Source organism: Ureibacillus chungkukjangi, assembly GCF_044795995.1.
Classification (GTDB): Bacteria; Bacillota; Bacilli; order Bacillales_A; family Planococcaceae; genus Ureibacillus; species Ureibacillus chungkukjangi.
The window spans coordinates 2,257,304-2,272,126 of record NZ_CP085009.1 but is presented as its reverse complement, the minus strand read 5'-3'; the positions used below and the strand labels follow the sequence as shown (position 1 = coordinate 2,272,126).

Genomic DNA, 14,823 nt, shown 5'->3' with positions numbered 1-14,823 from the left:
GATTATACATTATTATTCATGTTAAAAGATGCTGAACATATAATTTATTGAAAATGATGAAGACTATAGGGAAATAGTAAGATATCAAAAGGGGGATAATTATGACAGAACAAACTAAACCAAAAAGCGAATTTATGTCTTGGTTAGTTGCTATTTTTTTTGGAATTGTCATTTCATTTGTATGTCGTGAATTCATTTTTTCCCCACTTATTGTTAAAGGTGCTTCCATGGTGCCTACATATGAGAATCAGGATGTAATAATTGTTAGTAAAATAAGTGAAATCAATCGTTTTGATCAGATTGTATTTGAAGCACCTTACGAAAAAGAGTATTATATCAAAAGAGTTATAGGGTTGCCCGGTGATACCGTTGAAATGAAGGACGATATCCTAATCATAAATAATACAGAATATGAAGAAGCCTATGTGAATCGAGATGATAGTAATCCATTTCAAAAACGGGTAACTGAAAACTTTACATTAGAAGAAATTACCGGATATAAAACGGTACCTAAAGGCTATTTATTTGTTTTAGGGGATAATCGGTTAAGAAGCTCTGATAGTAGACATTTTGGCTTAATACCAATTGAATCTGTATTAGGTGAATCGAAATTCCGAATCTATCCGTTAAGTAACATCAAGTTATTTAACACAAGTAAAGAATAGCAAAGTGGGACTGACATCTGTTAGTCTCACTTTTTTACAGAGGGTATACAATTGGGCTGAGAACAACTTGGCCTGATTACACATTACCGGCTTATAACAAATTTTAACTCAATAAGATGCTACATTACATTGGGTTTATATGCTGTTATTTAATATGATGGTAGAGACAACTATTCATTGGAGGGTATCTTACATGCTAGCTAAAATTTATAAGAGTGGTACAAGTTATACAGCAGAATATGAACGAGTATATGATGAACCAAGTGAAAAAGTTTGGACGTCATTAATAAGCAATGAAAAGTTTAAGTTTTGGATGGAACATCTTGAAATAACAGACCTAAGAAAAGGTGGAAATATTAATTTTCATTATAATGATGGGTCAGGTAATCTGGAGAAAATACTGATAACAGACTATGTTGAGGGGAAAGTCCTCCAGTTTGAATGGGGAGAAGATACTGTTAGATTTGAAATCACTCCTGCTGACACAGGTTCACAATTAATCATGAAACAAATTCTCACAACTATTACAGACCACACGCCGAAAGATTTAGCAGGCTGGCATGTTTGCTTGTTAGGATTCAGTGATATTGTAACAGGTGAAACAAATCTACTTCCAAACGATGAATGGGAAAAATGGTATGTAGAGTATAAGTTGTTGGTTGAGCATTTATAAAACCTTAGGGGAGTGTAGACAGGTAATAATCGTCTACACTCTTTTTTAACCACAAATAAGAACTTTCTTTTACCCCCAAAAAAAGAGAAACGAGTACGAAGTTTGAAATCTACTCGCTTCTCTATCTGTTTTAAATAATATTGGAGGTTTCTTTCTTTTCAAAGCGAACAGTCCATAGCTTAAGGCAAAATTGCAATAAGAAGATATCATCAGGATCATTTAAAGAACGATTAGTAAGAGATTCGATTTTTCGTAATCGATACAATAAGGATTGTCGATGCAAATTTAAGGCTCGTGCGGTCTGACTCACATTCCCTTGATGAATTATATACGAGGATAGTGTATGTAATAAATCAAGACCGTTATTTTTATCATAAGCTGCAATGACACCTATAGTATCGTGCATCAATTCTGTAGAAAATGTATTATTCGTTAGCGAAATTAACAGCTGATAAATCCCTGTGCTCGCAAAGGTGCTTCTCGAGCCGGCTCCTTTTTGACTTCTTCCAATTTCTAATGCAGTCCTCGCATTTTTATAGCTCAAATGAAATGTCAGTGACCCGGCATGATTTTCGCCAATTCCCCATGAAATGGAGGGTATTCTGTTTTCTTTAACATGTTCATCTAGTAAGTTTAATAGGCAATTAACATCTTGGCTGGCATCTTGCACCTTACATTCCAGAAAGACGATGAGTAAGTCCTTTTGAAAAGTATATATAACCTTTTTGTTTATTTTTTTGGCTGATGTCTCAACTAATTCTGAAAATGCCCGTATAAAGTCCTTCTCTGACTCTTTACTTTTATCCTTCTTATATAGATGGTAGAATTCTTCAACTTTTTCAGGAATACCGACCACACAAACATAAGGAACCTCAACGTCTATGCCGATTTTATGACCTTGTTTAATAAATTCCTCTTTTTCGCTCCAGTTTCCATTTAGTAACAGTTTGATATAGTCATTAATCTCCTTCTCTTTATTTTGATAAAAAGTTCTTTCTTTTTGAATCCATAGAGTTAGAATTGTCACAATTTGATTTAGTACTAACCAAGAGAGGGGAGAGGCATTAAGCTTTTTGGATTTAAACAGGATAAAACAATATTGTTGATTTAAAAGATGAATAGGGATTATTTGCATGAACATACCGCTATTAAGATGTACAATGGATGGCTCCTCTTTCTTTAAAATAAAGGATTCCTTCTGATCATGCCGCTCACATATTTCAAAAACATCATTATAAGTTAATGTTACATCCATTTGAAAGTCCTTGGAGAGATAGCGTAAAACTGTATCAATAGATTCATTGTCTAAGTAAAGCTTTAATAGCTCTCTTTGAATGTCGTCAGCTTTTATAGTTGAGGTTTGTTCCCAATTATTTAACTGCTCTAATATGATTTTAATAATATCTGAGAATCGAATCTCCCAGGGCAGCTCAATTATAGGAAAGTTATTTATATTACAAAAATCTATTACTTCCTGGGGGATATAGTGGACATGTCTTCCGATTGCAACTGCAAGTGCACTTGCTCCAGAAAGAAAAACTTCCTTCACATAAGAAACAAAAACCTCGGTGTTATTCCCACATCCAATTGCAGTAGTTAGAACTAATTCATTATTTCTGACAAAATCTTCTACAGGCAGCTCCATTACCGAAACAGAATCTACTACTTGTGTAGCGATTCTTTCCTCTCCTGATAATAGCTTAGCACTAGAAAGTAAAGGAATTGTTAGTACATCTTGTAAAGTATATTGCAATTTCGAATCCCCCCATTAATATAATTGATGTCTTTTATATATACTGTTGGATCGCGTTTGCATGAACGTCTAGGTCAACGTTGCAGCCAGTAATGATGATAACCAATTTTGTATGCGGCTGCACATGTAAGATATTGTCCAGAACTGCACCAATTCCAATTGCTGCTGCACCTTCAACAATAATTTGATGTTCTTTATATAAATAAGCCATTCCTTTTTTTATCGATTCTTCAGGAACTAAATAAGACTTATCAATAAAGCTTTTTATCATATTAAAAGTATAGTTATTGTTTACTCCAATGCCTCCGAGCAAACTATCTGCTAATGTAGGAAATTCACTGACTTCAACCGGTTTATCGGCCTTTAAGCTCTCATACATTGCAGCACCATTTTCCATCGAAACGCCAATTACCTGAATATCCGGGTTGGTTGACTTCATAACAAGACCAATACCTGAAAGTAAACCTCCTCCTGATAGGCCTCCAATGACACCGTTGACAGTGGGGAGATCCTCTAAAATTTCTAAAGATATCGTTCCTTGTCCTGCTATAACATGGGGGTGATCAAAGGGTGGAATCAAGGTTAGTCCTTGCTCTTTCATTAATTGATAGCACCTTTGTTCTGCGCTATCCTGACTTTCTCCATAAATCTCTAACTCAGCACCTAGGCTTTGTATTTTTTCGATTTTTGCTTTTGGAACATGCGTAGAGACACAAATAACCGCTCGAATACCTAATTTTTTAGCAGCTAATGCAACAGAATAGCCATGGTTTCCTGTTGAAAAAGTAATGACACCCTTGGATTTTTGAGCTTCAGATAGGCAATGAATTGCATTTACTGCTCCACGCATTTTAAAAGCGCCACTTTCATGAAGCTGCTCGAATTTTAAAAAAATCTCAGCATCTTTTAATTTTGAAATGGTAGGGGAGTACACTAAGGGACTCTTCTTGATTAATGATGAAATATTAGATTTTGCCTTCCAAACATCTTGTAAGGTAATACTCTTGTTTTCTATTAAAAGCCCATTAGAAGTTTCATGCATATTAAAACATCTCCTCTCGACAATATCTATGTAAAGTATTTTAACATAAAATAAAATGAAAATTTAGATAATATTTTAAATATTTCAGAATAATTAAAAAAGTGTCTAATAATTTCATACAAATTGTCTGATTGTTTTGGAGAAGGCTATGAATTTATAATTCAATGTAACAAATCATTACATCGTTAGTGATTTATGACAACGAAGGAGGATTCATATGGCAGTATTTGAGATTTCAGAATACAAAGAAAGACTACAAAAAACAAAAGAAAAAATGGCTTCTAAAGGAATGGATGTCCTATTAGTAACGGATCCTGCTAATTTAAATTATCTGACTGGGTATGATGGATGGTCGTTTTACGTGCATCAATGTCTAATTGTACTGTTAGATGAAGAAGAACCTTTCTGGATTGGTCGAAATCAAGATGCGAACGGTGCTAAGGTTACGACTTATCTAAACGAAAATAATATTATTCCATACCCAGATTATTATGTTCAATCTACAGAAAGACACCCAATGGATTTTGTTTGCAACATCCTAAAGGAGATTGGTAAAACAAATTGCACTATAGGTCTTGAAATGGATACGTATTACTTTACTGCTAAATGCTTCACTCAATTACAGCTTGGTCTTCCACAAGCTACCTTCACAGATGCCACATCACTCGTAAACTATGTAAGAATTATTAAATCAGATACAGAAATTGAATATATGAGAAAAGCTGCAAGAATTGTAGAAAATGCTATGCAGGTTGGAATTGATGCTATTGATGAAGGTGTCCGTGAATGTGATGTTGTTGCTAAAATTATGCATGCACAAATAAGTGGAACTGTTGAATTTGGCGGTGATTATCCAGCAATCATGCCACTATTGCCATCAGGTGAAAGAACATCTACACCTCATTTAACATGGACTGATGAAAAATATAAATCTGGTATTCCGGTTATTTTGGAGCTTGCAGGCTGTTATAATCGCTACCATTCTCCACTATCTAGAACAGTTTTCATCGGTGAACCTGATCCGAAAATTAAATATTTGGCTGATGTTGTAACAGAAGGGCTAAATATTACACTAGATTCTATTAAACCAGGTGTTACATGTGAGGAAGTAGAAGAAGTTTGGCGCAAAACAATCGCAAAGAGTGGTTTTGAAAAGGAATCTCGTATTGGTTATTCAATGGGGTTAAATTATCCACCAGATTGGGGCGAGCATACTGCAAGCTTACGTCCTGGGGACAATACAATTTTACAGCCTAATATGACTTTCCACTGTATCCCTGGCATTTGGCTGGATGAATATGGGGTGGAGTTAAGTGAATCCTTCCGTGTAACCGAAAGTGGAATTGAAGTTTTTGCAAACTTCCCAAGACAGCTATTTGTAAAAAATACAACAAAAGTATTTTAAGGTGTGAAAACTATGAACCTTTTTAAGGAAGAAGAGATTAGAAAGTATGTGGCAGTAAATGAGAAGGCTATTGAAATTGTAGAAGAGGGCTTCATGGCTCTAGCTAATGGAAAAGTGACACTGCCGCCGATTATGAGAATTGATATCCCTGAAAATAATGGGGAAATTGATGTGAAAACTGCTTATATCAAAGGTTTAGACACTTTTGCTATTAAAATTTCATCAGGTTTTTTTAATAATTCAAGTCTTGGACTGCCAAGTTTAAGTGGCATGATGATTCTCTTTAACACTACAACAGGCAAAACAGAATCTATATTACTTGATAATGGCTATTTGACAGATGTTCGAACGGCTGCTGCTGGTGCTGTTTCTGCAAAATATTTAGCAAAAGATAACATACAGCATGTTGGTGTAATCGGCACTGGAACACAGGCAAGATACCAAATTGAAGCACTTTCTAAAGTTCGTGAATTTGATACAATTCATATCTTTGGTCGTAATGAAGAGGCTGCAAAAAAATACGCAGTCGAAATGGAAGCAAAATTAGGCAAAAAAGTAATTATAGCTAAAAGCCCGGAGCAAGTAGTAAAGGAAAGTGAAATTGTAGTCACAACAACGCCTTCAACTACTCCCTTAATTCAAGCAGAGTGGTTGCATCCAGGTCTTCATATTACAGCAATTGGGTCTGATGCAGAGCATAAACAAGACCTAGATGAGAAAATCTTCAGTCAGGTAGATATGATTGTGTGTGATGTGAAATCCCAAGTGTTCCGTCTAGGGGAACTGCATCACGCTAAGAAGCAAAATATCATTCAGGATGATTCAACAATTATAGAACTTGGTGAAATCACGGCTGGATTTAAAAAAGGTCGAGAAAATGACGGACAAATTACGGTGTGTGATTTAACAGGGACAGGAGTTCAAGATACTGTGATTGCACGATTTGCCTATGAGCAATTACACACTAAAATCAAAGAGTTTCAATTATAAATTGGAGGGATTTAAATGACAGAAAAAATTAATGTAGGAACAAAAGCTGTTTGGTCAGGAGAAAAAGAAGTGCTTGTACACGGGGCAACTCAAGTACCTGTTATTGTAAGTGTAGCCTACAACTATGATGATATGGACGAATGGTACGATGTTGCTGTTGGAAAAAAACAAGGACATATCTATGGACGTAATACAAATCCAACTGTTCAAGCCTTCGAGGATAAGGTGAAAATTCTAGAAGGTGCAGAGGCCGCAACAAGCTTTTCAACTGGAATGGCTGCAATTAGTAATACACTATATACATTCTTAAAGCCTGGTGATCGAATCGTTTCAATTAAGGATACTTATGGTGGGACGAATAAAATTTTCACTGAATTTTTACCGAAAATGAATATAGAAGTAGCTTTATGTGATACAGGTGATCATGAAGCGATTGAAGAAGAACTTGAAAAAGGATGTACTATTCTGTATTTAGAAACGCCAACAAATCCAACAGTAAAAATAACAGATATCGAAAGAATGGCTAAGAAGGGGAAAGAAGCAGGTGCCATAGTTGTTGTGGATAATACTTTCGCAACACCTATTAATCAAAATCCACTTGAGCTTGGGGCAGATCTTGTTTTACACAGTGCAACGAAATTTTTAGGTGGGCATGCAGATGCTCTTGGTGGTGTGGTTTGCGGTGCGAAGGAATTAATCGAGCCAATCTATCATTATCGTGAAATTAACGGGGCTACATTAGATCCGTGGGCAGCGTACTTATTATTACGTGGAATGAAAACATTAAAATTAAGAGTTGTTCAGCAAGAAAAGAACGCCTTAGCCATTGCTCAGTATCTACAGCAGCAGGAGCTTGTGGAAGACGTTTTCTATCCTGGGCTCGCAACACATACAAACCATGACATTGCTAAAAAACAAATGAAAGGGTTTGGCGGAATGCTAAGCTTCTCATTAAAGGGCGGTATGGATGCAGTAAAAATTCTATTACCGGCATTAAAATACGCAAATAGAGCAGCGAATTTAGGTGCTGTCGAAACTACTTATGGTCCAGCTAGAACTACAAGCCACGTTGAATGTACACCTGAAGAAAGAGCAGCAATGGGCATTCCAGAGGGCTTAGTAAGAATTTCAGCAGGAATTGAGGATACGGAAGACTTAATCCAAGATTTAGAGCAAGCATTTGCATTATTAAAAGAAAACACTGTAACAGTTTAAAGGTAGAAGGTGAAACAAATGGAAATGAATACCCTTTTATATGTTCATAAATTATCTGATGAAATTATTAGACTACGAAGATATCTTCATCAGCATCCTGAATTAAGCTTTGAAGAATATGAAACATCGAAATTTGTATACCAACAGCTATCAAATATTGAGGGGATGCAAGTAGAAAAGGGTATTGGGGTGGAAACATCTGTAGTTGGAACTTTAACAAGAGGGAATGGTCCAACTGTAGCGATAAGAGCTGATATGGATGCTCTTCCAATCTTAGAAACTACTGAGCATTCATTTCCTTCAGCGAATAGTGGCGTCATGCATGCATGTGGACATGACGCCCATACTGCTATTGCATTGTCAGTGGCAACTATTATGGGTGAAATTTGGAGAAATAGTGACATTCAAGGAACTGTGAAATTTATTTTTCAACCAGCTGAAGAAAATACTGATGAATCAGGAAAAACAGGTTCTCCTTATTTGATTGAGGCTGGAGTTCTCAAAGATATAGATTGCATTATCGCACTACATATGGATCCAGAGCATGAAGTTGGAACGACACGAATACATGACGGATATAGCATGGCCAACGTAGATGTATTCCAAGCTAAAATCTTTGGAACTGGTGGACATGGTGCATATCCTCATCTTGGAACAGATCCTATTTGGATGCTCGGACCGGTACTACAGGCGCTACACGGGATTGTTGCAAGAAATATATCTCCATTAGATGCAGCAGTTGTAAGTATTGGTGAAATAAAAGCAGGCTCCGCGAGTAATATCATTCCAACTGAAGTCTATTTACAGGGGACACTTCGAAGCTATACACCTGAGGTTCGTATAGAATTGGAGCAACGTTTAGAAAAAGCATTTTCAATTGTAGAAGCATTCGGTGGGTCTTATGAATTAGAGGTTTTACATGGGGAGCCCGCTTTATATAACAGCCCACTAGTAAATACCACATTAAAAGAAGTAGTATCAGAGCTTTACCCAACAATGAACATTATTGATATCCCCTTTGGTTTAGGGGGGGAGGATTTCTCTTATATGACAAAAGTTGTTCCTGGCTCAATGATTTTCTTGGGTTGTTCGATTCCAGATGGTATGAAGCGGGATCTCCATACACCTATTTTTGATATTGATGAAAGATGCTTACCGATAGGGACTGCAATATTAACTCAAACATTATTAAATTATTTGCTTGGAAGAGCACAGCTTCCGCAGAATTATCTGAATAGTGAAAATGAAGCGATGTGAATGGAAGGAGGAAGATTTATGAAGCATCATATTGCAATACTTGGATTTGGAGTGGTCGGCCAAGGATTCGCCGAAATTATTCAAAACAAGAAGCGACAACTAAAAGAGCAATTTGGACTTGATGCAGTCATAGTAGCGGTTAGTGACGTGATGAAGGGCTCACTCTATCATCCTGAGGGACTTTCAATAGAAAATTTATTAAAAGTCGTAAAAGAAACAGGAAAGCTAGATGCATATCCAGATCAAAAGGGGTTAGTTCGCGGGTTAAATAGTTTTGAAACAATTCGAAATTCTAACGCAAACACAATTGTTGAGGTTACTTTTACTGATGTAAAAACGGGCCAACCAGCAATCGATCATTGTAAATGTGCCTTTGAACATAGAAGAAATGTCATCATGAGCAATAAGGGACCAGTTGCTTTAGCTTATCCCCAATTGCATGCCTTAGCACAGAAAATGCAGGTACAATGGGGCTATGAGGGCTCTGTAATGAGTGGTACACCTGCTCTACGTATGCCAATAACTTCATTGGCAGGAAATGATATTTCAGAAATACAAGGTATTTTAAATGGTACTACAAATTATATGCTGACACGCATGGAACAAGGCTTCTCTTATGAAGAGGCTTTGAAGGAAGCGCAAGCTCTTGGCTACGCAGAGGCAGATCCAACAAGTGATGTTGAAGGATTTGATGCTCTATATAAAATTGTCATTCTATCGAATGTTATTTTAAACTATCCATTAAAAATTACTGATGTACAGTGTCAGGGTATCTCTCACTTAACTAAAAACCAAATTGAACAGGCAAAGGCAGAGGGGAAAACCTGGAAGCTAATTGCCAAATTGAAAAAAGAGGAAGATAACATTATCGCCTCTGTAAAACCAGAAATGATAGCTTTAGATCATCCTCTAGCTAATATTACTGGCGCAACAAATGCTATTACTTACACTTGCGATCTTGCAGGACCAATTACTTTAATAGGGGCTGGAGCAGGAAAGGTAGAAACAGGTTTTTCTATATTAATCGATTTGATAAATATTCATCGAACGAGAAAGTCTGTGGAGGAGGGAGCTTGTGGAAAGGACATTATTACAGAAGAGAATGTTGTTAGCAGGTGAGTGGGTAATCGGTACAAATTTAATAGATGTTGAAAATCCACAGGATGGAGAGATTATTGCTCAAGTGCCTGCTGCAACTAAGGAAGAAGTGCTTTTTGCTATTCAAGAAGGGGTACAGGGTGCAGAGATTGCAAGTCGTTTATCAACCTTTGAAAGAATGGGCATTTTGAAAAGGGCAGCGGATTGGATTGATGAAAAGCAATCACTTTTTGCAGAAACCATAGCTACAGAAGGCAGTAAAACAATTCGTGAAGCTAGAAAAGAAGTTATGCGCTGTATTGAAACTATCCGAATTTCTGCCGAGGAAGCAAGACGAATCCATGGTGAAACAATCCCCTTTGACCAAACGGCAGGAAACGAGAATCGAGTGGGCTATTACCAGCGGTTCCCGATTGGATTAATCGTTGCAATTACGCCCTTTAATGACCCTTTGAATTTGGTTGCCCATAAATTAGGACCAGCAATTGCAGCTGGTAATTCAATCATCATCAAACCATCCTCAGTAACGCCAATTAGTGCTTTGTTGCTTGCAGAAGCATTCACACAGGCAGGCCTACCTAAAAAGATTTTGTCAGTTATTACAGGTCATTCAAGTGAAATTGGAGATGTTCTTGTTTCACATCCAGACGTTCGTATGATTTCCTTTACTGGCGGCTATGAAGCAGGAAAAATAATTTCATCTAAGGCAGGCATTAAAAAACTAAGTATGGAGCTTGGATCTAATTCTCCTTGTATCGTGCTAAAGGATGCAGACATTCTTGAGGCGGTTAAAGCAATTGCTTCAGGTGCATTTTGGGCAGCGGGACAAAACTGCCTGGGTGTCCAAAGAGTTTATATTGAAAAGGAAGTTTACAAGATTTTTGAAGAATTAGTAGCAGAAGCAACGAAGCAACTTTCAGTAGGAGATAAGTTAAGCGAAGAGACGGAAATGGGTCCTTTGATTACAGAAAGAGAAGCTATTCGAATTGAAAAACTAGTACAGGAAGCGCTAAGAAATGGGGCATCACTTCTTTGTGGGGGTACGAGAAAAGGTGCTTTCTATTCACCTACCGTCCTAACTAATGTCGATTCAAATAGTAAAATCGCTCAGGAGGAAATCTTTGGTCCGGTTTTAATCCTTGAAAAAGTTAATGATTTAGAAGAAGCAATACAAAAATCAAATAATGTCTCCTATGGTCTTCAGGCAGGTATCTTTACACAAAACCTTGATAATGCCTTTAAAGCCATTCGCGAATTGGAATGCGGTGGCGTTATTGTAAATGATAGCAGTGATTTCCGAATTGACGCAATGCCATTTGGTGGTGTTAAACAGTCAGGGATTGGAAGAGAAGGGGTAGCATTTTCTATACAGGAGATGACCGAGCAAAAGGTAGTATGCTTTAAACTTAACTCTAATTTCTAATCTAATAGATTGTTCATTTAAAAAACTAGGAGGTTGGTTTTCGATGAAAAAAATTGCACTAATGTTTTTAGCAGCATTAACCATGCTTGTATTGGCAGCGTGTGGTGGAGAGGGTGAAGCATCAACTGATGGTGCCGGAAAACTTGCACAGCTACAAGACGCAGGTAAAGTTAAAATCGGTTTTGCAAATGAAGTACCTTATGCATATGAAGAAAATGGTGAGATAAAAGGAGCCAATGTAGATATTGCAAAAGCTGTATTTAAAGAGCTTGGAATTGAAGAGGTTGAAGCACAATTAGCGGACTTTAGTCAGCTTATTCCTGGAGTACAAGCGAATCAGTTTGATGTTATCACAGCAGGAATGGCCATCAAGGCAGATCGTTGTGAACGTGTTTTATTTAGCGAACCTGAGATGAAATACGGTGAAGGATTAATCGTTGCAGCTGGTAACCCAAAAAATATTCAAAGCTATAAAGATATTGCAGCAAATTCAGATTTAAAAGTGGTAGTAATGGAAGGCACAACTGAAATTGAATTTTTAAAACAAGAAGGGGTAAGCCCAGAGCAAATTATTACAGCTCCTGATATTCCTGCAACCTTCTCTGCTGTTCAAGCAGGTCGTGCAGATGCAACAACAGGTACTGAAATGACGGTGAAGATGGCATTGGAATCGGCAGGTACTGACAAATTAGAATTTGTTGAAACATTTGAGCAACCAGCAGTTGATGGAGTACCGAGCTATGGTGCAGCAGCTTTCAACTTAAATAACGAGGAATTACGTACTGCCTATAATGAGAAGCTAGAAGAGCTAAAAGAAAACGGAACAATTGCAAAAATACTAGAGGAAAATGGCTTTAGTGAAATTAGTAACATGGTTGAAGTTGGATCAGTTACAACTGAGCAGCTTTGCGGTGGAGAAGGTTAAGCTGAAATTAAATACTAGTAAAAGAAATGGTTTCTTAATAGGGACAAGCTTCTTTCGTGAGGAAGTCCCTTTTTTTTCATAACCATTTATAGTTTTCTAATTATTCAATAAGAAAGGGATGATCAATATGAATGCCATTATTGAAATACTTCCACAACTACTGCGAGGCTTACAGATAACTGTTTCAGTTTTACTAGCTTCAGCAATTATTGCCTACATAGTAGCGTTTATTGCAGGTCTTGCAAGAGCATCTAAAAATACAATTTTAAATAAAATTGCAGGTGTCTATATTGAAATCTTTCGAGGCACTTCTTTGATCGTTCAATTGTTCTGGCTGTATTACGCTATTCCTATGCTCTTTGGCATTCAATTGGGTTCAAATTGGTGGACGGGTGTAATTGCGATTGGACTTAACTATGGTGCTTATTTAGCTGAAGTTGTTCGTGGTTCTATTTTAGCTGTAGACAAAGGACAGACAGAAGCATCAATTGCTTTAAATATGTCGAGTTATCAAAGAATGCGTTTGATTATCTTGCCACAAGCAGTCAGGATGATGCTCCCGGAGGTTGGAAATTATACGATTCAAATGATGAAAGCAACCTCACTCGTATCGCTTATCGGAATGAGAGATATTTTATACTACGGAGATATCATGCGTAGCACTAATTTAGCTCAGGCTCCTTTAGTGTATGTTGTTGTTTTACTAATGTATTTCATTCTTGCACTTCCATTCATCTGGTTAACTAGAAAAGGAGAAACACTATCGAAGAAAGGGGTGGCTAGCCAATGAGTTCAAACTTTAGATGGGAAACATTTGTAGAAGCATTTCCACTTGTATTGCAAGGGTTAGGTTTGACTGTCGGATTGACCTTCGCATGTTTTGGATTTGCATTACTCTTCGGTTTTGTATGGATATTCTTAAGACGGATACCTAATAAGCCAATCGTTTGGATTTGTACATGGGTAATGGAGTTTATCCGGTCGACCCCACCATTAGTTCAGCTATTCTTTCTTTACTATGCTTGGCCAGTGGTACCAGTTGTGGGTGTTACATTAGAGCCTTTTACATGTGCTGTTTTAGGTATTGGTATACATTACAGTACGTATATTGGTGAAATTTATCGTTCAGGGATTGAAGGTGTTGACAAAGGACAATGGGAGGCTTCGACTGCACTAAACTTTTCAAATGCAGATAAATGGAAAAAGATTATATTGCCTCAAGCCATACCGCCAACAATCCCAATGCTAGGAAACTATTTCATTATTATGTTCAAAGAAGTTCCATTAGCATCGGTAATAGGTGTGGGAGGAATCCTATTTATGGCAAATTCCTATGGAGCTTCACATTTTGCATATCTAGAACCACTAACAATTGTTGGAATAATTTTCTTAGCATTAAGCTACCCATCATCCATTTTAATTAGGAAATTAGAAGTGAAAATGAATACACGCTTTGACAAGAATGCAGTTTTATCAAAATCGAAAATGAAAACAATCCAAGGAATGAATCTTGAGGGGAGCGATCGTATTGTCTGAGACATTAGTGAAAGATAAAAAGAGTAGTATTTTATTAAATTCTGAGCCAATTGTTAAATATCGTGATGTCACGAAATCTTTTGGTGACGTACATGTACTCAAGGGCATCAATCTTGATATCCATCCAGGTGAGAAAATTGCGGTAATTGGACCAAGTGGTTCAGGTAAAACAACAATTATTCGCATGCTAATGACTCTAGAGGAACCGAGCTCAGGGGACATAATTGTCAATGGAACAAATTTATGGAAGATGGACAAAAAGGGTTTAAGTATTCGTGCAAATGAAAAACATCTACGTGATGTTCGCGGAGACATTGGAATGGTCTTTCAGCATTTTAATTTATTCCCCCATATGACGATTTTAGAAAATTGTATGTCTGCACCAATACATGTCAAAAAAGAAAATAAGGAAGAGGTCCGAGAAAGATCTATAAAAATGCTGGACCGTGTAGGACTGGGCGATAAATTAGAATTCTATCCATCACAGCTTTCTGGAGGACAAAAGCAACGTGTAGCAATGGCTCGCGCTTTAGTCATGAGACCGAAAATCATGCTGTTCGATGAAGTTACATCAGCGCTTGATCCTGAATTAGTAGGTGAAGTATTAGAGGTAATCCGTGATATCGCAAAAAATGACGATATGGCAATGGTATTAGTTACACATGAAATGGACTTCGCTCTTGATGTGGCAGATAAAGTATTATTTCTAGATCAAGGGGTAATTGCAGAACAGGGGGCAGCTAGGGATGTACTCGAACATACAGAAAATGAACGAGTACAAGCATTCTTAAAAAGATTTAGAAGGGGATAAGCAAAAAAACGAGTAGAATTTCACTTAACT

General features: G+C 37.1%; 14 protein-coding genes. 12 read left to right on the top strand and 2 right to left on the bottom strand.

Annotation, left to right across the window (positions count from 1 at the left end):
- Positions 1-101: 101 nt before the first annotated feature.
- Both lepB and LG296_RS11225 read left to right on the top strand, forming a co-directional pair.
- Entirely contained in the window at positions 102-665 is a 564-nt protein-coding gene (lepB, locus tag LG296_RS11230) for a signal peptidase I (protein WP_107934890.1), read from the top strand.
- 193 nt (positions 666-858) lie between these two features.
- Positions 859-1,338: an SRPBCC domain-containing protein gene (locus tag LG296_RS11225; protein WP_181418093.1), complete on the top strand. Its 480-nt coding sequence runs from the start codon at positions 859-861 to the stop codon at positions 1,336-1,338.
- A gap of 130 nt (positions 1,339-1,468) precedes the next feature.
- Here LG296_RS11225 and LG296_RS11220 read toward each other — a convergent pair whose 3' ends face one another.
- A complete protein-coding gene (locus tag LG296_RS11220; protein WP_107934892.1) occupies positions 1,469-3,091 on the bottom strand; it encodes a PucR family transcriptional regulator in 1,623 nt (540 codons plus the stop codon).
- 34 nt (positions 3,092-3,125) lie between these two features.
- Positions 3,126-4,133 carry a hydroxyectoine utilization dehydratase EutB gene (gene eutB, locus LG296_RS11215; RefSeq protein ID WP_107934893.1) on the bottom strand — a complete coding sequence of 336 codons (1,008 nt, stop codon included), beginning with the start codon at positions 4,131-4,133 and terminating at the stop codon, positions 3,126-3,128.
- Positions 4,134-4,350: 217 nt separating this feature from the next.
- Here eutB and LG296_RS11210 point away from each other — a divergent pair, with 217 nt between their 5' ends.
- From LG296_RS11210 to ehuA, 10 genes are all read left to right on the top strand, one after another.
- Entirely contained in the window at positions 4,351-5,538 is a 1,188-nt protein-coding gene (locus tag LG296_RS11210) for a M24 family metallopeptidase (RefSeq protein ID WP_107934894.1), read from the top strand.
- Positions 5,539-5,550: 12 nt separating this feature from the next.
- Entirely contained in the window at positions 5,551-6,528 is a 978-nt protein-coding gene (locus tag LG296_RS11205; protein WP_404426988.1) for a cyclodeaminase, read from the top strand.
- A gap of 15 nt (positions 6,529-6,543) precedes the next feature.
- Positions 6,544-7,743: a cystathionine gamma-synthase family protein gene (locus tag LG296_RS11200; protein ID WP_107934896.1), complete on the top strand. Its 1,200-nt coding sequence runs from the start codon at positions 6,544-6,546 to the stop codon at positions 7,741-7,743.
- A gap of 18 nt (positions 7,744-7,761) precedes the next feature.
- Complete coding sequence (locus LG296_RS11195; protein ID WP_107934897.1) at positions 7,762-9,000, top strand: M20 family metallopeptidase; 1,239 nt, start codon at positions 7,762-7,764, stop codon at positions 8,998-9,000.
- 18 nt (positions 9,001-9,018) lie between these two features.
- Positions 9,019-10,119 (top strand): homoserine dehydrogenase, encoded by a 1,101-nt coding sequence (locus tag LG296_RS11190; RefSeq protein WP_107934918.1) that lies wholly within the window; start codon positions 9,019-9,021, stop codon positions 10,117-10,119.
- Positions 10,103-11,521 carry an aldehyde dehydrogenase family protein gene (locus tag LG296_RS11185; RefSeq protein ID WP_107934919.1) on the top strand — a complete coding sequence of 473 codons (1,419 nt, stop codon included), beginning with the start codon at positions 10,103-10,105 and terminating at the stop codon, positions 11,519-11,521. Before LG296_RS11190 ends, LG296_RS11185 begins: the two co-directional genes overlap by 17 nt.
- Positions 11,522-11,564: 43 nt before the next feature.
- On the top strand, positions 11,565-12,446 hold the full coding sequence (ehuB, locus tag LG296_RS11180) for an ectoine/hydroxyectoine ABC transporter substrate-binding protein EhuB (protein WP_107934898.1): 882 nt from the start codon (positions 11,565-11,567) through the stop codon (positions 12,444-12,446).
- A gap of 127 nt (positions 12,447-12,573) precedes the next feature.
- Positions 12,574-13,236 (top strand): amino acid ABC transporter permease, encoded by a 663-nt coding sequence (locus LG296_RS11175; RefSeq protein WP_107934899.1) that lies wholly within the window; start codon positions 12,574-12,576, stop codon positions 13,234-13,236.
- A complete protein-coding gene (gene ehuD / locus LG296_RS11170) occupies positions 13,233-13,982 on the top strand; it encodes an ectoine/hydroxyectoine ABC transporter permease subunit EhuD (RefSeq protein ID WP_107934900.1) in 750 nt (249 codons plus the stop codon). The genes LG296_RS11175 and ehuD overlap by 4 nt, the downstream gene beginning before the upstream one ends.
- Positions 13,975-14,793 (top strand): ectoine/hydroxyectoine ABC transporter ATP-binding protein EhuA, encoded by an 819-nt coding sequence (gene ehuA / locus LG296_RS11165; protein ID WP_282433272.1) that lies wholly within the window; start codon positions 13,975-13,977, stop codon positions 14,791-14,793. The genes ehuD and ehuA overlap by 8 nt, the downstream gene beginning before the upstream one ends.
- The last annotated feature ends 30 nt before the right edge of the window (positions 14,794-14,823 follow it).